Origin of the sequence: Lacisediminihabitans sp. (assembly GCF_036569425.1) — a bacterium.
Classification (GTDB): domain Bacteria; phylum Actinomycetota; class Actinomycetes; order Actinomycetales; family Microbacteriaceae; genus Lacisediminihabitans.
In genome coordinates this window covers 14,049-35,950 of record NZ_DATCQQ010000020.1, presented here as the reverse complement: position 1 = coordinate 35,950, position 21,902 = coordinate 14,049, and the positions used below count along the sequence as shown (strand labels likewise).

21 protein-coding genes are annotated in these 21,902 nt (G+C 67.4%); 10 read left to right on the top strand and 11 right to left on the bottom strand.

The genetic code is table 11. The features are described 5' to 3' along the window. Nucleotides 1-103: 103 nt before the first annotated feature. The 4 genes from VIM54_RS03340 to VIM54_RS03325 all read left to right on the top strand — a co-directional run bounded on the left by VIM54_RS03340 (nucleotide 104) and on the right by VIM54_RS03325 (nucleotide 5,699). Nucleotides 104-1,738, top strand: a complete 1,635-nt coding sequence (locus VIM54_RS03340) for a circularly permuted type 2 ATP-grasp protein (protein WP_331899162.1) — start codon at nucleotides 104-106, stop codon at nucleotides 1,736-1,738. Beyond that, nucleotides 1,732-2,661: an alpha-E domain-containing protein gene (locus VIM54_RS03335; protein ID WP_331899160.1), complete on the top strand. Its 930-nt coding sequence runs from the start codon at nucleotides 1,732-1,734 to the stop codon at nucleotides 2,659-2,661. Before VIM54_RS03340 ends, VIM54_RS03335 begins: the two co-directional genes overlap by 7 nt. Then, on the top strand, nucleotides 2,658-3,506 hold the full coding sequence (locus tag VIM54_RS03330) for a transglutaminase family protein (protein ID WP_331899158.1): 849 nt from the start codon (nucleotides 2,658-2,660) through the stop codon (nucleotides 3,504-3,506). The genes VIM54_RS03335 and VIM54_RS03330 overlap by 4 nt, the downstream gene beginning before the upstream one ends. A gap of 153 nt (nucleotides 3,507-3,659) precedes the next feature. Then, nucleotides 3,660-5,699, top strand: a complete 2,040-nt coding sequence (locus VIM54_RS03325) for an ATP-binding protein (protein WP_331899156.1) — start codon at nucleotides 3,660-3,662, stop codon at nucleotides 5,697-5,699. Nucleotides 5,700-5,704: 5 nt separating this feature from the next. On the opposite strand, the gene VIM54_RS03320 is transcribed toward VIM54_RS03325, so the two are convergent. Next, nucleotides 5,705-6,997, bottom strand: coding sequence for an MFS transporter (locus tag VIM54_RS03320; protein WP_414673164.1), 1,293 nt, complete (start codon nucleotides 6,995-6,997; stop codon nucleotides 5,705-5,707). 5 nt (nucleotides 6,998-7,002) lie between these two features. Further along, a complete protein-coding gene (locus tag VIM54_RS03315) occupies nucleotides 7,003-7,416 on the bottom strand; it encodes a MarR family winged helix-turn-helix transcriptional regulator (protein WP_331899152.1) in 414 nt (137 codons plus the stop codon). 97 nt (nucleotides 7,417-7,513) lie between these two features. Here VIM54_RS03315 and VIM54_RS03310 point away from each other — a divergent pair, with 97 nt between their 5' ends. The 3 genes from VIM54_RS03310 to VIM54_RS03300 all read left to right on the top strand — a co-directional run bounded on the left by VIM54_RS03310 (nucleotide 7,514) and on the right by VIM54_RS03300 (nucleotide 10,246). Then, nucleotides 7,514-8,389, top strand: coding sequence for an alpha/beta hydrolase (locus VIM54_RS03310; protein ID WP_331899150.1), 876 nt, complete (start codon nucleotides 7,514-7,516; stop codon nucleotides 8,387-8,389). A 443-nt stretch (nucleotides 8,390-8,832) separates the two neighbouring features. Continuing rightward, the gene (locus VIM54_RS03305; RefSeq protein ID WP_331899148.1) at nucleotides 8,833-9,882 is read left to right on the top strand and encodes a biotin/lipoate A/B protein ligase family protein; all 1,050 of its coding nucleotides are present in this window, start codon (nucleotides 8,833-8,835) and stop codon (nucleotides 9,880-9,882) included. Between the two features lie 67 nt (nucleotides 9,883-9,949). After that, complete coding sequence (locus VIM54_RS03300; RefSeq protein WP_147784458.1) at nucleotides 9,950-10,246, top strand: hypothetical protein; 297 nt, start codon at nucleotides 9,950-9,952, stop codon at nucleotides 10,244-10,246. On the opposite strand, the gene VIM54_RS03295 is transcribed toward VIM54_RS03300, so the two are convergent. Further along, nucleotides 10,243-10,530 carry a GNAT family N-acetyltransferase gene (locus VIM54_RS03295; protein ID WP_331899143.1) on the bottom strand — a complete coding sequence of 96 codons (288 nt, stop codon included), beginning with the start codon at nucleotides 10,528-10,530 and terminating at the stop codon, nucleotides 10,243-10,245. The genes VIM54_RS03300 and VIM54_RS03295 overlap by 4 nt on opposite strands. Before the next feature lie 65 nt (nucleotides 10,531-10,595). Here VIM54_RS03295 and VIM54_RS03290 point away from each other — a divergent pair, with 65 nt between their 5' ends. Continuing rightward, complete coding sequence (locus tag VIM54_RS03290) at nucleotides 10,596-11,447, top strand: site-specific DNA-methyltransferase (RefSeq protein ID WP_331899141.1); 852 nt, start codon at nucleotides 10,596-10,598, stop codon at nucleotides 11,445-11,447. A gap of 8 nt (nucleotides 11,448-11,455) precedes the next feature. On the opposite strand, the gene VIM54_RS03285 is transcribed toward VIM54_RS03290, so the two are convergent. Both VIM54_RS03285 and VIM54_RS03280 read right to left on the bottom strand, forming a co-directional pair. Continuing rightward, a complete protein-coding gene (locus VIM54_RS03285; protein ID WP_331899139.1) occupies nucleotides 11,456-11,995 on the bottom strand; it encodes a flavodoxin family protein in 540 nt (179 codons plus the stop codon). A gap of 59 nt (nucleotides 11,996-12,054) precedes the next feature. Then, entirely contained in the window at nucleotides 12,055-12,423 is a 369-nt protein-coding gene (locus VIM54_RS03280; RefSeq protein ID WP_331899138.1) for a helix-turn-helix domain-containing protein, read from the bottom strand. Between the two features lie 160 nt (nucleotides 12,424-12,583). Between VIM54_RS03280 and VIM54_RS03275 the strand changes: the two genes are divergently transcribed. Beyond that, nucleotides 12,584-12,946, top strand: coding sequence for a DoxX family protein (locus tag VIM54_RS03275; RefSeq protein WP_331899136.1), 363 nt, complete (start codon nucleotides 12,584-12,586; stop codon nucleotides 12,944-12,946). Nucleotides 12,947-12,968: 22 nt separating this feature from the next. Here the strand turns inward: VIM54_RS03275 and VIM54_RS03270 are convergent, their stop codons facing one another. From VIM54_RS03270 to VIM54_RS03245, 6 genes are all read right to left on the bottom strand, one after another. Next, nucleotides 12,969-13,991: a LacI family DNA-binding transcriptional regulator gene (locus tag VIM54_RS03270; protein WP_331899135.1), complete on the bottom strand. Its 1,023-nt coding sequence runs from the start codon at nucleotides 13,989-13,991 to the stop codon at nucleotides 12,969-12,971. Between the two features lie 34 nt (nucleotides 13,992-14,025). After that, nucleotides 14,026-15,468: a GH1 family beta-glucosidase gene (locus VIM54_RS03265; protein ID WP_414673157.1), complete on the bottom strand. Its 1,443-nt coding sequence runs from the start codon at nucleotides 15,466-15,468 to the stop codon at nucleotides 14,026-14,028. Continuing rightward, complete coding sequence (locus VIM54_RS03260) at nucleotides 15,465-16,346, bottom strand: carbohydrate ABC transporter permease (RefSeq protein WP_331899134.1); 882 nt, start codon at nucleotides 16,344-16,346, stop codon at nucleotides 15,465-15,467. Before VIM54_RS03260 ends, VIM54_RS03265 begins: the two co-directional genes overlap by 4 nt. Then, nucleotides 16,343-17,440, bottom strand: coding sequence for a sugar ABC transporter permease (locus tag VIM54_RS03255; protein WP_331899133.1), 1,098 nt, complete (start codon nucleotides 17,438-17,440; stop codon nucleotides 16,343-16,345). Before VIM54_RS03255 ends, VIM54_RS03260 begins: the two co-directional genes overlap by 4 nt. Before the next feature lie 69 nt (nucleotides 17,441-17,509). Then, a complete protein-coding gene (locus tag VIM54_RS03250) occupies nucleotides 17,510-18,832 on the bottom strand; it encodes an ABC transporter substrate-binding protein (protein ID WP_331899132.1) in 1,323 nt (440 codons plus the stop codon). A 183-nt stretch (nucleotides 18,833-19,015) separates the two neighbouring features. Then, entirely contained in the window at nucleotides 19,016-20,854 is a 1,839-nt protein-coding gene (locus tag VIM54_RS03245) for an MDR family MFS transporter (RefSeq protein WP_331899130.1), read from the bottom strand. Nucleotides 20,855-21,062: 208 nt separating this feature from the next. Between VIM54_RS03245 and VIM54_RS03240 the strand changes: the two genes are divergently transcribed. After that, complete coding sequence (locus tag VIM54_RS03240) at nucleotides 21,063-21,839, top strand: M15 family metallopeptidase (RefSeq protein ID WP_331899129.1); 777 nt, start codon at nucleotides 21,063-21,065, stop codon at nucleotides 21,837-21,839. Nucleotides 21,840-21,902: the final 63 nt, after the last annotated feature.

The following is a 21,902-nucleotide window of genomic DNA, read 5'->3' as shown; positions in this document are numbered from 1 at the left end:
ATGAGGGACGCGACGCTCTGTTTCTGTGAGAGACGCCTCATCCGAAACAGCGGGTACGCCGCGGCGAAACAACGCCGCAACATCCGGGGAATAGGCTCACACCATGGATGGCCTGTTCGACGGATACGGCGCCCAGGCCACCAAGGGTCCAAAGACCGGTGCGAAGCCCTGGGACGAGATGTTTGCGGCCCCGGCCTCCGTGCGCACGGCGTACCGGGAGATCCACTCCGCGCTCGCGCAGATGACCCAGGAGGAGCTGCGCGGGCGCACCGACGCCCTCGCCAGCTCGTACCTCGCCCAGGGCGTCACGTTCGACTTCGCCGGCGAGGAACGACCGTTCCCCCTCGATGCGGTGCCGCGCGTGATCGAGCTCGCGGAGTGGGTGAACGTCGAGGCCGGAATCAAGCAGCGCGTGCTCGCCCTCGAGGCCTTCCTCGCCGACATCTACGGGCGGCAGAACGCGGTCAAGGATGGCGTGATCCCGGCGGCGCTGATCAGCTCGTCGAGTCACTTTCACCGCGAGGCCGCCGGCATCGTGCCGGCGAACGGCGTGCGCATCCAGGTCTCCGGCATCGACCTCATCCGCGACGAGAATGGCGCGTGGCGGGTGCTCGAAGACAACGTTCGCGTGCCCAGCGGCGTGAGCTACGTCATCTCCAACCGGCGAGTGATGGCCCAGACGCTGCCCGAACTGTTCGTGAGCATGCGCGTGCGGCCGGTCGGCGACTACCCGCACAAGCTCCTTCAGGCGTTGCGGGCGAGTGCGCCGGAGGGGGTGGATGACCCGACGATCGTCGTGCTCACCCCCGGCGTCTACAACTCCGCCTACTTCGAGCACACGCTGCTCGCCCGGCTGATGGGAGTGGAACTCGTCGAGGGCCGCGACCTCTTCTGCTCCGGCGGACGCGTGTGGATGCGCACGACGGCCGGCCCCACCCGGGTGGACGTGATCTACCGCCGGGTCGACGACGAATTCCTCGACCCGCTGCAGTTTCGAGCGGACTCGATGCTCGGGTCTCCCGGCCTCCTGCTCGCCGCCCGGCTCGGCAACGTCACCATCGCCAACGCGATCGGGAACGGGGTCGCCGACGACAAGCTCGTCTATACCTACCTACCCGACCTCATTCGCTACTACCTGGGCGAAGAGGCGATCATCCCCAACGTCGACACGTGGCGGCTCGAAGACCCGCAATCGCTCGAAGAGGTGCTCGACCGGCTCGACGAGCTCGTCGTGAAGCCGGTCGACGGCTCGGGCGGCAAGGGCCTCGTCGTGGGTCCGGCCGCGAGCCGCGAAGAGCTCGACCAGTTGCGTGCGCGGCTGCTGGCCGACCCGCGCGGCTGGATCGCCCAACCCGTGGTGCAGCTCTCGACCATCCCCACTCTCGTCGAGGACGGCATGCGGCCGAGGCACGCCGACCTGCGGCCGTTCGCCGTCAACGACGGCAAGGATGTCTGGGTGCTGCCCGGCGGGCTCACCCGCGTGGCGCTGCCCGAGGGCGAACTCGTCGTCAACAGCAGCCAGGGCGGCGGATCGAAGGACACCTGGGTCGTCGGCCAGGACCCCTTGCAGGTCTCTCGGCGCTCGATTCAGGGCCTCGTCGCCGACCAGGCGACCTCCACCGAGGCGATTCCGATCGTCTACAGCGAGGTGCACCACATCGAGCAGGCGCCACGGGACCGTGCGCTCGGCCAGGGCCAGCAAGAACAGCAGCAACAACAGTCGGGGCCGGAATGCTGAGCCGCATCGCCGAGAGCCTGTTCTGGATCGGCCGCTACATCGAGCGGTCTGACGGCACCGCGCGCATCCTCGACGTGCACCTGCAACTGCTGCTCGAGGACCCGTGGATCGAGGAGAACCTCGCCTGCCGTTCCCTGCTGAGCGTCATGGGCACCGATGTGCCAGAGGGCACGGTGCTCACCCGCCAGCACGTTCTCGAGCTCCTCGCCGTCGACCGCTCGGAGCCCGCGTCGATCGCGTACTCGCTCGGCGCCGCGAGGGAGAACGCCCGCCGGGCCCGCGAGATCGTGTCGAGCGAGCTGTGGGAGTGCCTCAATACGACCCGGGCGCGGATGCCGCGCAAGGTCTCGAGCGACAAGGTGCACGAATTCTTCGGCTGGGTTCGTGAGCGCAGCGCCCTCGCTGTCGGCATCATCGAGTCGGCGACGAGCCGAGACGAGGCATGGCAGTTCTTCACGCTCGGCCGCTCCATCGAGCGCGCGGACATGACCGCCCGGTTGCTCTCCACCCGGTCGCTCACCGAGGCGAGCGGGCCGTCCTGGACCACGATCCTGCGCTCGTGCGGGGCGTACGAGGCCTACCTCCGTACCTACCGTGGCGTGCCGAGCGCGCGCAATGCCGCCGAGTTCCTGCTGCTCGACCGGCTCTTCCCCCGCAGCATCCTCTTCTCCGTGCGCCGCGCCGAAATGTGCATGCGCGACATCGAACCGCGCACCGACCGGGTCGGCGTCGCCGACCAGGCGCAGCGGCTGCTCGGCCAGATCCGCAGCGAGCTCGAGTACCGGCCGATCGCCGAGATCCTCGACGACCTGAGCCTGCACATGGACAACGTGCAGGCCGCCACGAGCGCCGCGTCTGAGGCGATTCGCCAGCGGTACTTCCCGACCAATGCCGCGCCCAGCTGGGTCGGTGAGGTCACATGAACCGGCTCCGCATCAAGCACATGACCGGCTTCCGCTACGGCGGCGAGGTCACCGCGAGCTACAACGAGGCGCGGATGCTGCCGACGAGCAGCGACGGACAGTTCGTGCTCTACTCCAACCTCGAGATCCTGCCGATCTCCTCCCATCACACCTACGTCGACTACTGGGGCAGCCGGGTGTCGTCGTTCGAGATCCTCACCCCGCACCAGGAGCTCGCGCTCACCGCCACGAGCCTCGTGGAGGTGCGCCCCCGGGATCATCCGGAGCACGTGGTGACCTGGGAGCAACTCGCCACCGAGGCGGAGCGGGCGACCGAGTACGTGGAGCAGCGCAAGCAGACGAAACGCACAGAGCCTCCGGCCGATGTGGTCGAACTGGCGAGGACGATCGTCGGCGAAACCGACAACCCGTGCGACGCCGCCCTCGCCATCTGCGTGCGCATCGGCGAGAGCGTGGAGTACATGCAGGGGGTGACCGGAGTGCACACGACCGCCGCGGAGGCCTGGGCGCACCGCAAGGGCGTCTGCCAGGACATCGCGCATCTCGCGCTCGGTGCGCTTCGGTCGGTGGGCATTCCCGCGCGTTACGTGTCCGGCTACCTGCATCCGAAGCCCCATGCCGCGATCGGCGAGACGGTGGCCGGCGAGTCGCACGCGTGGGTGGAGTGGTTCTGCGGCGATGGCTGGCGCGGCTTCGATCCGACGAACCAGATCGACATCGGCGACCGCCACGTGACGACCGGGCACGGTCGCGACTACAACGACGTTCCCCCGCTGCGCGGCGTCTACGCGGGGCCGTTCAAGTCGCAGCTGTTCGTCAAGGTGGAGATCACCCGCGAGAGCTGAGGGCGCGGCCCCGGCCTCCCTCCTAACCGGAGAGTGTGCCCCTCCGACAGGTTTGTGCGTGGTCGCCCCTGGCCAGTCGCGACGAACGGGAACAATCCCGGGCGCCCGGGAGCGCGGGTCTGACACAATGGGGCCAGTTCGAGGGGGAGAACCGTGCGATTACACAGCAACGCGGTGACAGTCGTGCGGGCGATGCGGTCGCCGGCCCGATTCGGCATCATCGGCGCCGCCCTCGCCCTCACCTATCTTCTCGGGGTCTCGGCGGTGTTCCTCACTCCCGCCGGCTCAACGACGGCGGCGTGGTGGCCGGCCGCGGGTGCCGCGGTGCTCGCCGTGCTGTTCGCGCGCCGCGCGCGGTGGGCCGTCGCGGCCCTGATCTTCGTCATCGGCGTCGCCTCCAACTTTTCGGCGGGCCGGCCGATTCTCGTTTCCATCGGATTCGGCGTGGCGAACGCGAGCGAGGCCTGGATCGTTGGCTCCCTGCTCTCCGGCGGCCCCCACGATCCCGGGCTGCGCACCATGGGGGACGTCGGTCGGCTCCTCATCTCTGCGACGCTGGGGGCCCTCGCGATCGGCGCGCTCGCCGCGCTCGTCGTGCTGCTCGCGGACGGGGGCGACTTCGTCGCGACGATGGCAGCCGTCATTGCATCCCACGCGTCGGCGGTCATCGTCATCGTTCCGACCGCCCTCGCGTCCTTCGGCGGCCCCGGCTCGGGCCGCCGGAGCGAACAGGTGGCCCAGATTCTGGTCGCGGCCGCGGTTCTCGGCTTCGTGTTCTCCCTCTCCAATTCGCTTCCGCTCGCGTTTCTCACGCTTCCGGTGCTGTCCTGGGCGGCCTTCCGCTTCGGCTTCGGATTTGTGATCGCCGAACTGTTTGTCACCGCGGTCGTCGCGTCGGTGCTCACCTCCCTGGGCGGCGGGCCCTTCGCCGGCGCCGAGTTCCTCGGCACGAGCGTGACCAACGAAATGCTTCAGATCTTCATCGTCGCGCAGGCTGGGTCGGTGCTCTTCTACGGCGCCGGGCGGCTCGAGCGCGAACGGCTCGCCAGGCAGGTTGTCGCCCGCGAGCAACTCCTGCGCGGTGGCCTCGTCGGCGCGCAGGTCGGACTGCTCATCCTCGAGCCGCGAGTGTTTCCCGAGGCTCGGATCGTGCTCGGCAATCTCGCCGCGGCCCGGTTGTTGGGGTGGCCGGAACTGGACGGCATCGCGGACGCCAGCGTCGGCACGAGGGTGATCGACCTCACGCGGCCCGACCCGGTGATTCGGATCCTCGCCAGACACTTCGCGGGCGACGGCACGGCGCAGGCGGGCGAGGCGACCACACCCTCCGGGCGACGGGTGCAGTTCTTTCTCAGCACCCTCGGCACCGACTCCGATGGCGAGATTCTCACCGCGCAGTTCGTCGACATCACCGAGCGCCATGCCCTGGAAGTCGCCAACGAAAAGGCCCTGCTGCGCGAGCAGGAGCTCGTGGACCAGCTGCGCGACCTGAACCGGCAGAAGGACGATTTTGTCTCGTCGGTGAGCCATGAGCTGCGCACCCCGATCACGAGCATGCTCGGATTCGCAGAGGAACTGGAGGACTCCGTCGTTGATCCGACCCAGAGCGGATACGTCCAGGTGATCCTGCGCAATGCCCGGCGGCTGGCCGACCTGGTGGAAGACCTCCTCGAACTCGGAAGCATGACCTCCAGGGTGCCCGTGCGCGATGCCGTGCTCGTCGATGCCAATGCGGTGGTCCTGGAATGCATCGTCGAGCAATCCACCACCGCGAGGGATCGCGGAATCGAGGTCTCGATGTCGCTCTCCGCCGAGTCGCCGTGGGTCAGATCCGCCTCCCACGACCTGGCGAGGATCGTCTCGAATCTCCTCTCGAATGCCATCAAGTTCTCGCTCGCCCACGGTTCGGTGAGTGTGAGCACCACGTGTGAGGCGGATGAGGTGCGCATCACGATCGCGGACAGGGGGCCGGGCATCCCGCCAGACGATCTCGAGCGGGTGTTCGAGCGCTTCTATCGCTCACCGGCCGAGGCGCTCCGGGTGATTCCGGGCACCGGGCTCGGGCTCCCGATCGTGAAGTCGCTCGTGGAACGCCACGGCGGCCGCCTCACCCTCGAGAGCGACCACGTGCTCGGCGGCACCACTGTGTGCGTGATGTTCCCCACGGAGCCGGCCCCGGCGACGGTATCGTAGCGCCGTCAGCCCTTCTGCGCGGTGACCTCGTCGGCGAGCACGGCCTGCAACTGCTGCTGGCCGTCGTGGCTCAGGCTCAGCCGTCGATCGGCAAAGTGCAGTCGAAGGTGCCGGTACCGAATCAGCCAGCCGAGCGCGACCGCCGCGGCCAGGATTCCGGATGCCGCCCCCACGCCGAGCGCCCAGCGCGGCCCGAACTCGTTGGCGACCCAGCCGACGACGGGGGCACCGATCGGGGTGCCACCCATGAAGATCGCCATGTAGATGGCCATCACCCGGCCGCGCACCGGGGCCGGCGTCGACAGTTGCACTGCCCCGTTCGCGGTGGTCATCAGGGTCTGCGAGGCGAGCCCGACCACGGTGAGGGCGACGGCGAAACCCCAGAAGCTCGGCATCACCGCGGCGACGATGCAGGCTACGCCGAAGACCGCTGTCGACACGAACAGAAAGCGCAGGCGAGGCTTCTCGCGCCGCGCCGAGAGCAGCGCGCCGACCACCGAACCGACGGCCATCACCGACGAGAGCAGGCCGAATTCGGCAGCCCCCTTGTGGAAGATGGCGGTGGTCATGGTGGAGATGAAGATGGGGAAGTTGAGGCCGAAGGTGCCGATCAGGAAGACCATGACGAGGATCACGCAGATGTCGGGCCGGGTGAGCACGTAGCGGAATCCCTCGGCAAGCGCGCCACGTTGGCGCGGCGCCCGCGGCATCCGCTGAAGCTCGCTCACCCGCAGGAACTTGAGGGAGACGAGCACGGCACCGAAGGAGGCGGCATTGATCAGGAACACCGGCCCGGCGCCGACGAGAGCCGTGAGCACCCCTGCCAGAGCCGGGCCGATCATCCGCGCCGCGCTGAACGACGCCGAGTTGAGGGCGACAGCGTTGGAGAGGTTCTGCCGCCCCACGAGCTGCGAAACGAAGGTCTGCCTGGCCGGTGCGTCGAAGGCAGCGGCGCAGCCGAGAAGAAGCGCGAAGACGTAGACATGCCAGAGCTGCACTATTCCGGTGACGGTGAGGATGCCGAGGACCAGGCCGAGCACGCCCATGGCCGCCTGCGTGGTCATGAGCACTTTTCGCTGGTCGAAGCGGTCCGCGACGAGACCGCTGAGCGGCAGCAGAAGGAGTTGCGGACCGAACTGAAGCGCCATGACGAATCCCACCGCCGCCGCGTCATGGTGGGTGAGCTGGGTGAGCACGATCCAGTCCTGGGCGGTGCGCTGCATCCACGTTCCCACGTTGGAGACCAGCGCGCCGGCGGCCCACACGCGGTAGTTGAAGCCGCTCAGCGAGCGGAACATGGCACTCACCGGTCGGCGAGCTCCCTGAGGATCGGCGCGACCTCGTCGAGCAGGCGACGTTGCTCCGGGGTGAGCAGCGCCAGCCGTTTCGTGAACCAGGCGTCCCGCCGCCGTCGGGTCTCGTCGATGAAGGCATGGCCGACATCCGAGAGGTCCAGGGTCACCTTGCGGGCGTCGTCCTCGGCGGTGACCCGGGTGACGAGGCCCGCCGCGACGAGGGCGTTCACCGTGCGGTTCATGCTCGGCGGCGTCACGTGCTCGTGCTCGCTGAGGGAGCCGAGGGTCTGCGAGCCCTTGTTCGACAGCGCGAAGAGCACGCTGCGCTGGCCCTCCGTCACGTCTTCGTCGGCCTGCATTGAACGGATGCGGCGGGCGAGTCTCTGGATGGAGAGGCGGAGTTCTTGATCGTCGTGAGGCACAATTGATTAGCCTAGCAAATTAGCCTTGCTAATGAAAATCCGGGGCCAGCGGGGCGCAATACACTGGGGGCACGAATTCGCGAGCGGAGGAGGCCGGATGATCCAGTTCATCGCCGCATGCCAGGAGCGCACTTTCGTCGACGCGGACGGCGTGACGATCCACTTCTACCAGTGGAAGGTCGGCAAGCCGCGCGGAATCGTGCAGATCGCGCACGGCCTCGGCGAGTATGCCGGCCGCTACGAGGAGCTCGCGCAGAAGCTGGTCACCGCCGGCTTCACCGTGTACGCCGACGACCACCGCGGGCACGGTCAGACGGGGCTCGACCAGTGGGGTGGCGATCACTCGAAGCTCGGTGACCTCGGTCCGGGCGGCATCCGCTCCACGATCGCGGAGGTGCGGCAGCTCAGCCAGATCATCCGGGAGGAGAATCCGGGAGTCCCGCTCGCCCTCCTCGGGCACAGTTGGGGATCGCTCATCGCGCAGTCGATCGTCAACAAGCACTCCGAGGACTACGACGCCCTCGTGCTCACCGGCACCGCGTACCGCACGCTCATCCACATGAACGGCGGTGACCTCGCCAAGAAGCACGCCCACCTCGGCAGCACCGGCTACGAGTGGCTCAGCCGCGACGACAGCGTCGGGCAGGCGTTCCTCGACGATCCGCTCACCTTCAAGGCCAACGGGATGAAGCTCTTCGGGCTCGTCGATAGCCTGCGGCTGCTCGGCCGCCCGGCCAGGAAGCTCGCCAGGGACATCCCGGTGCTGATCCAGATCGGCAGCGAGGACACGCTCGGCGGGGAGCGCAGTGTCGAGAAGCTCGCGCGGGCGTACCTCAGCCGCGCGCAGCTCAGCGACGTCGAACTCATCGTCTATGCCGATGCCCGGCACGAGATCTTCAACGAGACCAATCGCGAAGAGGTCTACGCGGACACGATCGCCTGGCTGCTCTCCCGCCTCGCCCCCGCGACCTGACCGCCGGCCTCACCCGCGCTCTCACCCGCGTTCTCACCCGCGTTCTCACCCGCGTTTCTCCGGAGGTTTCGCGCTATTCGGCCCGCTGCGGCCGTTTTGGGGCTTCGCCGCCCGGATGCTCCGGAGAAACGTGAGTGCGTGCGGACGGGACGGCGGGCGAGCCGTGGCGCACCGGCTGCGGTTCGCCGCGCTGCCGCATCCGCCCCATCCGCCCGCGTTTCTCCGGAGGTTTCGCGCTATTCGACCCGTTTGGGGTCGTTTTGGGGCTTCGCCGCCCGGATGCTCCGGAGAAACGTGCGTGCGTGCGTGCGTGCGTGCGGGCGTGAGCGCGGGCGTGGGTGCGGGCGAGGACGTGAGTGCGTGCGGGCGCGAGGTGCGCGGCGGGGCGGGTGCGGGCGGGCGAGGCATAGGCTTGAGCGGGCAGTCGATTCGAAAGGCACCTCATGCACGGCGAGTTCAAGGTTCCGGGCGGCAAGCTGGTGGTGGTCGACCTCGACGTCGTCGACGGCCTGATCGCGAACTTCCACCTGTCCGGGGACTTCTTCCTCGAGCCGGACAGCGCCCTGGGCCGCATCGACAGCGCGGTGAACGGCCTGCCGGAAGACAGTGACGCGGCCACGATCGTCGCCGCGGTGCGCCGAGCGCTGCCGGAGGATGCGATCCTGCTCGGATTCGCGCCGGAATCGGTGGCCGTGGCCGTGCGCCGCTCGCTCGCCCGCGCGACCAGCTGGACCGACTACGACTGGCAGCTCATCCACGGGGAGGCTTACCCGCCCGTGTTGCAGATGGCGCTCGACCAGGTGCTCTCGGAGGAGGTCGGCTCCGGACGCCGCCAGCCGACCCTGCGCATCTGGGAGTGGAATGAACCTGGCGTGGTGATCGGCAGCTTCCAGTCGGTGAAGAACGAAGTCGACCTCGAGAACGCGGCGAAGTACGGATTCCAGGTGGTGCGCCGGGTGAGCGGCGGCGGAGCCATGTTCATGGAGGCGGGTTCCGTGATCACCTATTCGATCTACGCGCCGATCGAACTCGTGCAGGGCATGACCTTCGCCGATTCATACGCCTTCCTCGACGAGTGGGTGATCACCGCTCTCAAGTCGCTCGGCATCGACGCGTTCTACCAGCCGCTGAACGACATCACGAGCCCCACCGGCAAGATCGGCGGCGCCGCCCAGAAGAGGCTCGGCACCGGCGCCGTGCTGCACCACGTGACCATGAGCTATGACATGGACGGCGACCGCATGGTCGAGGTGCTGCGGATCGGGCGCGAAAAGATGAGCGACAAGGGAACGAAGAGCGCGAACAGGCGCGTTGACCCGCTGCGGAGCCAGACCGGGCTCAGCCGCGCCGCGATCATCCAGCGCATGGAGGAGACCTTCACCGGCCTGTACGGGGCGACGTCGAGCGACGTCACGATGGACGAACTGGCCCGCGCCCAGCAGCTCGTCGTGGACAAGTTCGGCACCGAGGAGTGGCTGCAGCGCGTTCCCTAGTCGCGCCGAGCGGCCGGGCGAATCGACACCATCCACGAATCGCCGAAGTGTCGATTACCCTTGAGGCATGAACTGGTGGATTTTCGGTGCCGTGGTGCTTGGCGTCGTTGTCCTCGGTTACCTCGCGCAGCGGTTCGGTCTCATCGACCTCAGCGGCCATGACAAGCCCAAGAGTTCGGGCACCGGGGCCGGACTCATCGGCATCGGCGACGAGGTCTTCGCGCCCGCACGGCATGAGGCGGCGATGGAACTGGATCGCCAGACGATTCTCCCCGCCCCGGCACCGGTGGCGGGAGATCCGGATCGGGGCATCTACAACGGCCAGGTCAAGATCGACCTCAATCGCGGATCCCGCCGAAGCTAGCCGCGCAGCTCGAGCTCCTGGTATTCCGGGTGCTGCTCGAGCCAGTCGACCACGAACGGGCACTCGGCCACCACACGGTAACTCGTGTCGGTGCGGATGGCGTCGAGCACCGACTGCACCATTTCCGAGCCGAGTCCGCCGCCCCGCAGGTGCGGGTCGATCTCGGTATGGGTGATGTGGATGGAATTGCCGCGCAGGGTGTAGTCGGTGAGCCCGACCTGTACGCCGTCCTTCTCGAAGACGTACCGGTTCTGACCCGGGAGATGCAGCACTTCTGTAGACATCCATCGAGCCTACGTTCGGCGCGCTCGACGACGCAACGTGACGGGCGCGATGCGAGAATGAGGGAATGCCCCCACTCTTCACAGCCGATTCCCCGAATCGGGTGATTCTGGGAGACAACCTGAAGGTTGCGGCCGGGCTGCCCGATGGCGCATTCACCCTCATCTACCTCGATCCGCCGTTCAACACCGGGCGCAGCCAGGCCAGGCAGTCGACGACGAGCGTGCGGTCGGTGGACGGCCCGATCCGGGGGTTCAAGGGCCAGCAGTACGAGCGCATTCGGGGCGACCTGATGAGCTACGACGACCGTTTCGAGGACTACTGGTTGTTTCTCGAGCCGCGGCTCGCCGAGGCCTGGCGCCTGCTCGCCGACGACGGCACGCTGTACCTGCACCTGGACTTTCGCGAGGCGCACTATGCCAAGGTGCTGCTCGACGCGCTGTTCGGTCGGGAGAGCTTTCTCAACGAGATCATCTGGGCGTACGACTACGGGGCGAAATCCAAGTCGAAGTGGCCCACCAAGCACGACACGATCCTCGTCTACGTGAAGAACCCGCAGGCGTATCATTTCGATTCGACCGCGGTCGACCGCGAGCCGTACATGGCCCCCGGTCTCGTGACCGCCGAGAAGGTCGCTCGCGGCAAGCTTCCGACGGATGTCTGGTGGCACACGATCGTCTCCCCGACCGGTCGTGAGAAGACCGGATACCCCACGCAGAAGCCGGAGGGGATCCTGCGCCGCATCGTGCAGGCATCCAGCCGCGAGGGCGACTGGGTGCTCGACTTCTTCGCCGGATCCGGCACGACGGGTGCGGTCGCGGCCGCTCTCGGCCGCCGGTTCGTGCTCGTCGACCAGAGCGAGGAGTCGATCGCGGTGATCGGCGCCCGGCTGGCCAAGGCCGGAGTCGAGTTCACCTAGCGCGCGCGTCAGGTGGCGATCGGGATCGCGGCGGCCTTGCCCACGCTGGCGGCCCAGTCGCGAGCACGGTCGAGTTCGCCGTCTTCGAGCACCGTGTCCTTGGACACGAGGAAGCTCGCCGCGGGGAGCACCGCGTGCGAGCCGCGTGCCTTCAACTCGTGTTCGATGCGCCCGGAGGCGGCCCCGGAGAGAATCCGTGCGATGTCCGCCCGGGTGTCGAACGCCGCGAACAGGGCCGGCACGCGATCCAGGCCGTCGATCCACTCCCGCACCCCGGTTCCCGGGGCGAGCGGTTCGAGGCTGAGCCTCCTGGCCGGGTCGTTGGCCCAGTTGCGCGCCTCGTCGCGGGACGCCTGACGGCTCATCCCGTGGACGTGGGTCGGACCGCCGACCAGCAACAGACTCGCGGATTCCGCGGCATCCTTTGCCGAAGCGTCATTGACGTTCGCCACGGTCGCCGGGCCGTACGGGGTGAGCCCCTCAGCGATCGCCGCGGCGACCTGGCGCGTGTTGCCGAACATGGATTCGTAGACGATGACGATGCTCATGACGTCTACGCTTCCAACTCCCGGCGCGTCCGGTCAGGGTCGAAGGTCCCTTGGCCCGGTCAATTCGCGCGCGAGTCGTACAGGGCACGGGCCGCCAGAATCTCGTCCGAGCTCTCGTGGGCCCAGCGGGCGAACGCGAGGGCCGGGGCGAGCAGGGTCTCGCCGAGGGCGGTGAGACGGTACTCCACCCGGGGCGGGATCTCGGCGAAGCTCGCGCGGCTCACGAGGCCGTCCCGCTCAAGCTTTTTGAGCGTGAGGGTGAGCATGCGTTGCGAGATGCCGGGCACGCGCAGCTTCAGCTCGCCGTAGCGCACGGCGCCCTGCTCGAGCATCCCCACGACCAGGAGCGTCCACTTGTCGCTCAGGTGGTCGAGCAGGTCCCGGATGCTCTCGCCGGACTGCACGGTGGCCGAGCACAATTCCTGCATCTCCCCGGCCTCCGCCGGTAACCCCTGGTGCACGGCGTTCTCCGTTTCTTCCCTCGGTGTTCGCGACGAACACTGCAGTGCGTGGCACCGATGGGCTATAAAAGTAACCAATCGTGCTGTTGGTTACTGATCGTAACTGACCCAACCGAGAGAAGACATCATGACCGTCGCCCTGTGGATCACCTCCGCCCTCCTCACCATGATCTACCTTCTCGCGGGCGTGATGAAGGTCGCCAGCAGCAAGGAGGCCGTGCAGCCGCAGATGGCCTATGTCGAGGACTTCGCCGCCGGGCAGGTGAAGGCCATCGGCGCGGTCGAGTTGCTGGGCGCGCTCGGCGTGATCCTGCCGCTCGCGACCGGCATTGCGCCCGTGCTCACCGGCGTTGCCGCGGTCGGACTCGCGGTCGTTCAGGTCGCTGCGCTCGTCGTTCACGTGCGCCGGGGCGAGAAGAGCCTGCCCGTGAACATCGCGCTGCTGCTGCTCGCCGTTGCGGTGGCCGCGCTGCGCTTCGCCACCCTGTAGAGCGGATGCGGGGGGCCGGTGGTCAGGCGGAGTCGCGCTCCACGATGTGGGTCTCCATGATGCGCTGGTGTTCGACGGTTTCGCCGCGCAGGAGCCCCAGCAGCATCCTGGCCATCTCGGCGCCCATCGCCTCGGACGGCTGGTGCACGGTGGTCAGGTGGATCGCGCCGCTCGTTGCCGATGGCGAGTCGTCGAATCCGAGCACCGCGACGTTACCGGGGATAGCGAGGCCGCGCTCGAGCAGCACGGAGATCGCACCGGTGGCCATGAGGTCGCTCGCGACGAAGACCGAGTCGAGGTCGGGATGGCGGTCGAGGATCTCGCGCATGGCCCGCGCTCCGCTGGCGAGGGAGAAGTCGCCGTAGGCGATGCGTGCCGTGGAGAGCCCGGCGTCGGTCATCGCGCGCGCCCAGCCGGTGGCCCTGTCGAGTCCGGCCGGCATGTCCGGCGGCCCCGCGATCGTGGCGATGCGCGAGTGGCCCTTCTCGATGAGGTATCGCGTGCCGCGCTCCGCGGCGGCCACATTGTCCACGTCCACGAAATAGGCCGGCGGGCCGTCGAACAGCATGGGCCGACCGCCGAAGACCACGGGCATGGCGCTCGTGAGGTTGCCGAGGAACACGTCGCCGGAGTGGTGTGACACCACGAGCGCTCCGTCTGCGTTGCCGCCGGCGAGATACCGCAGGGTCTTCGCGCTCGGATGGGACTGCGCCACCTGGAGGGTGAGCACGTAGTCGCTGTCGTCGAGGGCACGGGTGATGCCCTGCACGACGGACGCGAAGTATGGGTCTCCGAAAAATCGGGTTATGTCTTCGGGAATCACGAGCGCGATGGCCATCGTCTGATTGTTGGCCAGCGACCGGGCGGCGCGGTTGGGGATGTAGTGCAGCCGCTCGATCGCCTCGTGCACGGCGGTCTCGACATCCGGGCTCACCTGGTTCGACCCGTTCACCACGCGCGACACCGTCGACCGGGAGACGCCAGCCTCGGCTGCAACCGCTTCCAGCGTCGGGGCGACGCGGCGGGGTGGGAGCACGGTACTCATGTGAATCGAAAGTATAGCCAGTGATTCCGGGGGGCTAGAGGGATCGCCGGGCGATGATCTCCCGGTACTCGATCGAGCTGTCTTTGAGGGTTCGCTGCTGGGTCTCGTAGTCGACCCGCACGATGCCGAATCGCTTGTCGTAGCCCCAGGCCCACTCGAAGTTGTCCATGAGCGACCAGTAGAAGTAGCCCTTCACCTCGACTCCGTCATCGATCGCATCGAGGATCGCACCGAGATGCAGTCGAAGGAACTCGAGCCGGTCGGCATCGTGCACCGAGCCGTCGGCCTCGACGACGTCGTTGTATGCCGCGCCGTTCTCCGTGACATAGAGGTCGACGCCGGGCGCGCCGGTGTACTCGTCGCGCACGCGCCGCAGGAGCCTGGTGAGCCCCTCGGGCTGCACCTCCCAATCCATGGCGGTGAGCGGGAGCCCACGCGGATGCCAGAACACGCCGTCGGCGGCGGGAAATGGCGAGCGTTTCGGCCGCTCGGAGGGCGCCGCCGTCGTGGCCTCGGCGAGGCCGGGCCGTGAGCTCACGTAGTCGCCGTGGTAGTAGTTGACGCCGAGAACGTCGATCGGCGCGGAGATGATGGCCAGGTCGCCCGGCTGCATGACCGTCTCGAAGTCGTTGCCGGCGACATCCGCCAGCACGTCCACGGGGTATTCGCCGCGAAAGATCGGGTCGAGAAAGAACCGGTTGAACTGCCCGTCGATGCGGCGAGCGGCGTCGACGTCCCCCGGCTCGTTCGGATCGACCGGGTCGGCCACGGTGAGGTTGAGGGTGATGCCGAGCTCGAGGGACGTGTCGCGTGACCGCAGCTCGTTCACGACGAGGCCGTGCCCGAGCAGCAGGTGGTGCGCGGCGGCGAGGCCGGCCGGCACCTCCTGGCGACCGGGGGCGTGCTCCCCGCCGATGTAGCCGAGAAAGGCCGCGCACCAGGGCTCGTTGAGCGTCGTCCACGCGGTGACCCGGTCACCGAGTACGTCGTGCACCGTCGCCGCGTACTCGGCGAAGCGGTACGCGGTGTCGCGGTTGGTCCAGCCGCCCTTCTCCTCGAGCGCCTGCGGCAGGTCCCAGTGGTACAGCGTGAGCCAGGGCTTGATGTTCTTCTCGAGCAGCTCGTCCACGAGTTTCGAGTAGAAGGCGAGGCCCGGCTTGTTCACGTCGCGGCCGTCGGGGCGCACCCGCGACCAGGAGGTGGAGAAGCGGTAGGTCTGCAGGCCGAGGTCCGCCATGAGCGCAACGTCATCCGTGTGCCGGTGGTAATGGTCGCAGGCCACCTCGCCGTTGTCGCCGTGCACGACGGCGCCGGGCAGGCGGCAGAAGACGTCCCAGACGGAGTCGGTGCGCCCCTCTTCGTGGGCAGCTCCCTCGATCTGGTAGGCGGCGGTCGCGGCACCGAACAGGAAGTTGTTGGCGAATCCGCGACGCGTGGCCGTCTCTCGCGCTGGCGTCGTGTCGAACATCTGTGTCATCCCTTTACCGCTCCTTGCATGATTCCTGAGATTAGCTGCCTTCCGGCGACGATGAAGAGCACCAGGAGGGGAAGCGTGGCGAGAACCGCGCCGGCGAGCACGATCGAATAGTCGACATACTTGGCCGATTGCAGCTGGCTGAGGGCCACCTGGAGGGTCGGGTTCTGCGGAACGACGAGCAGCGGCCAGAGGTAGTCGGTCCAGGCGGTCATGAACGTGAAGAGACCGAGGATGGCCATCGCGGGCCGGGCGGCCGTCACGCCCACGTGCCAGAAGGTGCCGATCATGGTGGCGCCGTCGACGCGTGCGGCCTCGATCAGCTCATCGGGGATGACGTCGACGAGGTACTGGCGCATGAAGAAGACGCCGAACGCCGTGACGAGCGTGGGGATGATGACCGCGCCGAGCGTGCCGGTCCAGCCGAACTGCCGCATGAGCATGAAGAGCGGGATGATGCCGAGCTGAGTGGGCACCGCGAGGGTCGCGACGACGAAGACCAGCAGGCCCTCACGGCCGCGGAAGCGGAGCTTGGCGAACGCGTAGCCGGCGAGGGTGGAGAAGCTGACCACGGAGAAGGTGATCACGCTCGAGACGATGATGCTGTTGCCGAGGGCGCTCCAGAACGGGATGGTGTCCAGCACCTCGCCCACATTCGCCCAGAACTGACCACCGGGCAGCAGCGGCGGCCAGGTGTCGCTGAGCGCGGTCTTGTCACTCGAACCGATCACGAACGACCACCACAGGGGGTACGCGCCTCCGACCACGGCGGCGATGAGCAACCCGTAGACGAGGAATCCGGGGCGGCGTTCGATGCCGAGGCCGCGCCGTCGGCGTGGCCCAGGTGGGGCTTCCGACAGGGCCGGGGTGCTGGTGGTCATGATCGAGGCTCCTGGTGGGACTCTGCGGGCAGACGGGCGATGGTGCTCGATGGTGCGTCCGGGGACGAGGCCAGCCGGGCCCTGGCGAAGACCCGGGCGGTGCGGCGCTGGGACTTGCGGGAGTCCGAGGTGGCGATGCGGCTGGAGAGGAAGAAGTTGATCAGACCGATGAGCACGATGATGATGAACAGGATCCAGGCGATCGCGGCGGACTTGCCGAAGTTCTCCCGGTTGAAGGCCACATCCCACATGTAGAGCACCGTCGTCTGGTACTGCCGGAACGGGCCGCCGGGCACGGAGCTCGACGCGTTGAACAGCTTCGGTTCCGTGAAGATCTGCAGGCTTCCGATGGTGGACGTGATGATCACGAAGATGACGGTGGGTCGGATGCTCGGGATCGTGATCGAGAAGAACCTCTGCACCGCATTCGCGCCGTCGATCGCCGCGGCCTCGTGCACGTCTTTCGGCACGGCCTGCATCGCGGCCAGCAGGATCAGCGCGTTGTAGCCCGTCCAGCGCCAGTTGATCATCGACGCGATTGCGAGGTGCGACGGGAAGAGCTCGGTCTTCCACATGATGGGGTCGATGCCGATGGTCTGCAGGATGTTGTTGACGAGCCCGTACTTTTCGGAGAAGACGCTGCTGAAGATGAGTGCGACGGCCACCGGCGTCACGACGTATGGCAGCAGCACGCCCAGGCGCCAGAAGGTCTTGGCTCGCAGGTTCTGGTCGAGCACCGCGGCGATGATGAGGGCGCCGATCAGCTGGGGTATTGCGGAGATGAGGAAGATGCTGAACGTGTTGAAGATCGAGTTCCAGAACAGCGGGTCGGCCAGTTCGGCGGCGTAGTTGTCGAATCCCACCCACTTGCCAGGGCCGGTGAGCAGGTTCCAGTTGTTGAGCGAGACCACGAAGGTGTAGACGAGGGGGAAGACCCCGACGAGCCCGAACAGGATGAAGAACGGCGCGACATAGACGTACGGTGAGAACTTCACGTCCCAGCGGCCGAGCTTCTGCCGGAAGGTGAGGTCGGCGCCGCGGTTGCGCCGCTCGAGCGCGCCGCTCTTCGCCGGTTGGGTCACGGTGGAAGTCATGAAGAAAACCTTCTGTGGGAGGAGGCCCCCGGAACCGAAATCCCGGGGGCCTCCACTGGTGATGGACTGCTACTTGTTGACGACGAGCTGCTTCAGCAGGGTCATTGCGTGAGTCCACGCCGTCGCCCCGTCGGCCTTGCCAGAGTCGATCTCCTTGATCGACGGCCCGAAGACCTGCTCCTGGATGGTCGAGTCGTCCGGTCCCTTGTACTGCGCCACGACGCCCTTCGCCCGGGAGGCGAGGATCGTGCCGACTGGGGCCTCGTTGAAGAACTTCGTCAGCGCGCTCGAACCGGTGACCCCGGCATCCGACTGCGCAGCGACAACGCTCGGGAAGGTGCCGGCCGCCTGGAAGGAGGCCGCCTCCTGCTTCGCGGAGGTGAGCCACGCGGCGAGCGCCGCGGCCTCAGCCGGGTGCTTCGACGTGGTCGGCACGGTCAGGAACGAACCGCCCCAGTTGGCTGCGCCGCCGGGGAAGACGTCGGCGAAGTCCCACCCGGATGCGGAGCTGCCGCCCGCGGACTCGACCTGGCCCTTGACGACACCGAGCATCCAGCCCGGGCAGACGAAGGTCGCGAACGAGCCGTCGACGAAGGCCTTGCCCTTGCCCCAGTCCCACTGGGACTGGTTGCTCGAGAGGCCGGCCTTGGCGCCGTCCGCGAGCTGGGTCCACAGCGCCTGAAGCTTGGCGTTGCCCTCGACGTTGAGCTTGCCGTCCTTCGTGTAGTAGCCCTCGGGGAGCTGGTTGACCATGGCATTCCAGACGAAGCCGCTCTGGTCGTACCAGGCCTTGCCGGTCTTGGCGTGGTACTGCTTGCCGAGCTCGAAGAACTTGTCCCAGCTGGCGTCCTTGCCGCCGAAAGCCGCCGCGACGGCGTCCCGGTCGCTCGGCAGCCCGGCGTCGGCGAGGAGCTTGCCGTTGTAGCAGAGCCCCTCCGGCCCGATGTCGGTTCCGTAGCCGATGATGCGCTTCTTCGAGTCGGTGACCTGCTTGACCTTCCACGACACCCAGTCGGCGGCGGACTTGTCAGCGCCGTACTTGGTGAGGTCGACGAAGGAGTCGGAGACCTGCATCACCTTGCTCAGCCAGCCCTCCTCGACGGCCTGCACGTCGGGGAGGCCGCTTCCGGCGGCCTGCTTGGTCTGCCAGTCGGTCTGCGCGTTGCCGCCGGTGTCGATGTTCGTGGCCTTGATGGTGATGTTCTTGTGGTCCTTCTCGTACTGCTTGTACAAGCCGTCGAGGCCCATCGTGCCGAAGGTCGTCACGGTGAGGGTGATCGGTTCCGTGCTCGAGGTCGAACCGCCGCCGGACGAACAGCCGGTGGCGATCAGGGCGAAGGCTGCCGCGCCGGCGATGGCGGCGACAGCGGTGGTGCGTCGTGAGAGTCTCACGGTCACTCCTTTGTGTGCGTGGATGAGGTGGGTGCGGGTGGCGCGTGGGAGCGCTCCCAAATCGAATCATGGGAGCGCTCCCACGCAATGCGGCCAACCATACCCAGAGACTCCGACCGCTGTCAACACGAAAAGGGGCGGCCCACCAAAACCGCTGGTGAGCCGCCCCAAATTGGTCGAGCGTTACGGGCCGGTCGGTGCCGGATCCTTGCGACCGCCACTCGTGACTGTGGCCGGCTCGAGCGGTGCGCCCATCATCTCGGCGGCCTGCACGGCGAGGATGGCCGCGTCCTGGTCCGCGACCTCCTGGATGGCCGACTTCTGGCGAAGCGGCGTGGCCTTGAGGAAGAAGCTCAGGATGAAGGCCACGAGAACCACGATCAGGCTCACCCAGAATCCGCGCACCATGGCATCCGAGAACCCGTTGAGGAACGGCGCGGCGAGGGCGTGGTCCGCGTGGGTGAGGAACGAGGTGTTGCCGTCGAGAGACGTCGACGCGCTGCTGCTTCCTCCGGCCCCTGGCGTGAACTTGGCGATGACACCGTCCACGACCTGGTGACGTGCCGCGGTGTTCGAGAGGTCCACCTGCGGGGGCAGATTCTGCTTGATCGGGTCGACGATCGCGTTGTAGATCTTGGACATGATGCCCGTGTTGTTCGGCGCACCGGCGACGGCCGGGTTGAGCGCGGCGTCGAGCGCCGCGCGGAGCGTGCCCTTGTCGCTGAACGAGGCCTTGATGTAGCCGCCGACGACGCTGAACACGACCGAGAAGATCACGGCGACGCCGAGCGTTCCACCCACCTGGCGGAAGAAGGTCGACGACGAGGTCGCCACCCCGATGTCGCGTGGCCCGACGGAGTTCTGGCTGGCAATCGTGAGGGTCTGCATGAGCTGGCCCAGGCCGAGGCCCACGAGCAGCATCGCGCCGGCGAGCACCCAGTAGTTGGTGTCGGCCTTGATCGTGGTGAAGAGCAGGAAGCCGATCACCATGAATCCGGTGCCCACGATCGGGAAGATCTTGTAGCGGCCGGTGCGCGAGATGAGCTGGCCGCTGACGATCGAGGAGATCATGAGCCCGAGGATCATCGGCAGCAGCTGGAAACCGCTCTCGGTGGGGGTGGAGCCCTTCACGAGCTGCAGGTACAGCGGAACGGTCGAGATCGCGCCGAACATGCCGAAACCGACGAGAACACCGAGGATCGTGGCGACCGAGAAGGTGGGCGACGTGAACAGCTTGAGCGGGATGAGCGCGTCGTCCCCCATGAGCTTCTCGGAGACGATGAAGGCGATGATGCCGAGACCGCCGACGATGTAGCAGGCGATCGCTCCGGTCGAGCCCCAGCCCCAGTCGCGGCCCTGCTCGGCGACGAGCAGCAGCGGCGCAACGGCGATGATCACCGTCGTGGCGCCCCACCAGTCGATGCGCACGCTGCGGTTGACGCTGCGCTTCGGCAGGTGCAGGAACCTCAGCACCATGGCGAGGGCGATGATGCCGATCGGGATGTTGATCATGAAGACCCAACGCCAGCCGTCGATGAAGAGGATGTACGGCGCACCGGCGAAGAGGCCGCCGATGAGCGGGCCGATGACGCTCGAGATGCCGAATACCGCGAGAAAGTACCCCTGGTACTTGGCGCGCTCCCGCGGGGCGAGCATGTCGCCCATGATCGCGAGCGGAAGGGCCATGAGGCCTCCGGCACCGATGCCCTGGATGGCGCGGAACCCGGCGAGCTCGAGGATCGAGGTCGAGAACCCGGACGCGATCGAGCCGACGATGAAGATCGAGATCGCGAAGATGAACAACGGCCGGCGGCCGAAGATGTCGGAGAGCTTGCCGTAGATCGGCGTCGCGATCGTCGACACGATGAGGTAGGCGGTGGTGACCCAGGCCTGCTGGCTCAGCCCGTCCAGGTCGTCCGCGATCGTGCGGATCGACGTGCCGACGACGGTCTGGTCGAGAGCGGAGAGGAACATTCCGGCCATGAGGCCGTAGAGCACGAAGAGAATCTGGCGGTGGGTCATGATCCCGCCAGAGTCGTGGACCGCTTGGGCCCGGCTTGCAGTTTCGGCGCGTGACATGGATCCTCGTTCTGGATGGAGTATTGGGGGCTTAACAGACAGAGGTCACAGCGGAACGCGTCCACCAGTGGCCAAGAAACTTTGCGTAGAGTGCAAACTTACACCTGCGGCAAGCATTTTCGCAAGTTACTCCGACGCTAAAATCGGCAGCATGTCCTCGCGCCGCAGAAGCCCCGTCCTCGCCTGCGCCCTGGCCGTCGCTATCGCCGTTGGACTGGTGGGGTGCGCGCCGGAAAAAGCCCCGATCCGCTCGTCGGCCGCGTCACCCGCGGCCCCCCAGGCGCACACACCCACACCCACCCCCACTCCCACTGGCTTCGACAGGGCCGCGCTGTCGATCGACGACCCCACGAGCATCTGGGTGGTCGTGGACAAGCTCCGGCCGCTCGCGCCGCCTACCTACGTGCCGGCCGATCTGGTCGACACGCCGGTGCCGCACCTCAACCCTCCGGGTCTTCGCGCGGAGGCCGCGAACGCGATGGTGGCCATGTTCGCCGCGGCGAAGGCGGAAGGTGCGGGCTCCATGCAGCTCCAGAGCGCCTACCGCTCGTACGTCGTGCAGGTGAAGGTGTACAACGGCTACGTCGCGAGCGCGGGCAAGGCAGGTGCGGATGCCCAGAGCGCCCGACCGGGATTCAGCGAGCACCAGAGCGGGTTCGCCGCCGACATCAGCGCCCTTCCGCTGAAGTGCGCGCTCGCCGCCTGCTTCGGGCAGACGCCCCAGGGGCTGTGGCTCGCCGCCAACGCGTACCGGTTCGGTTTTCTGTTGAGGTACCCGGCGGACAAGACCGCGGTCACCGGCTACATGTACGAGCCGTGGCACTTCCGCTACATCGGGGTGCCGCTCGCGACCGAGATGCACGCCACGGGAATCACGACGCTCGAGGAGTTCTTCGCGCTGCCGCCCGCGCCAGACTACGCCCCCTGAGCCGTCGGCTCGGCCGGTGCCTCTGCGCGTCGAGTTGCCCAGAAATGCCGCTATCGCGCGGCG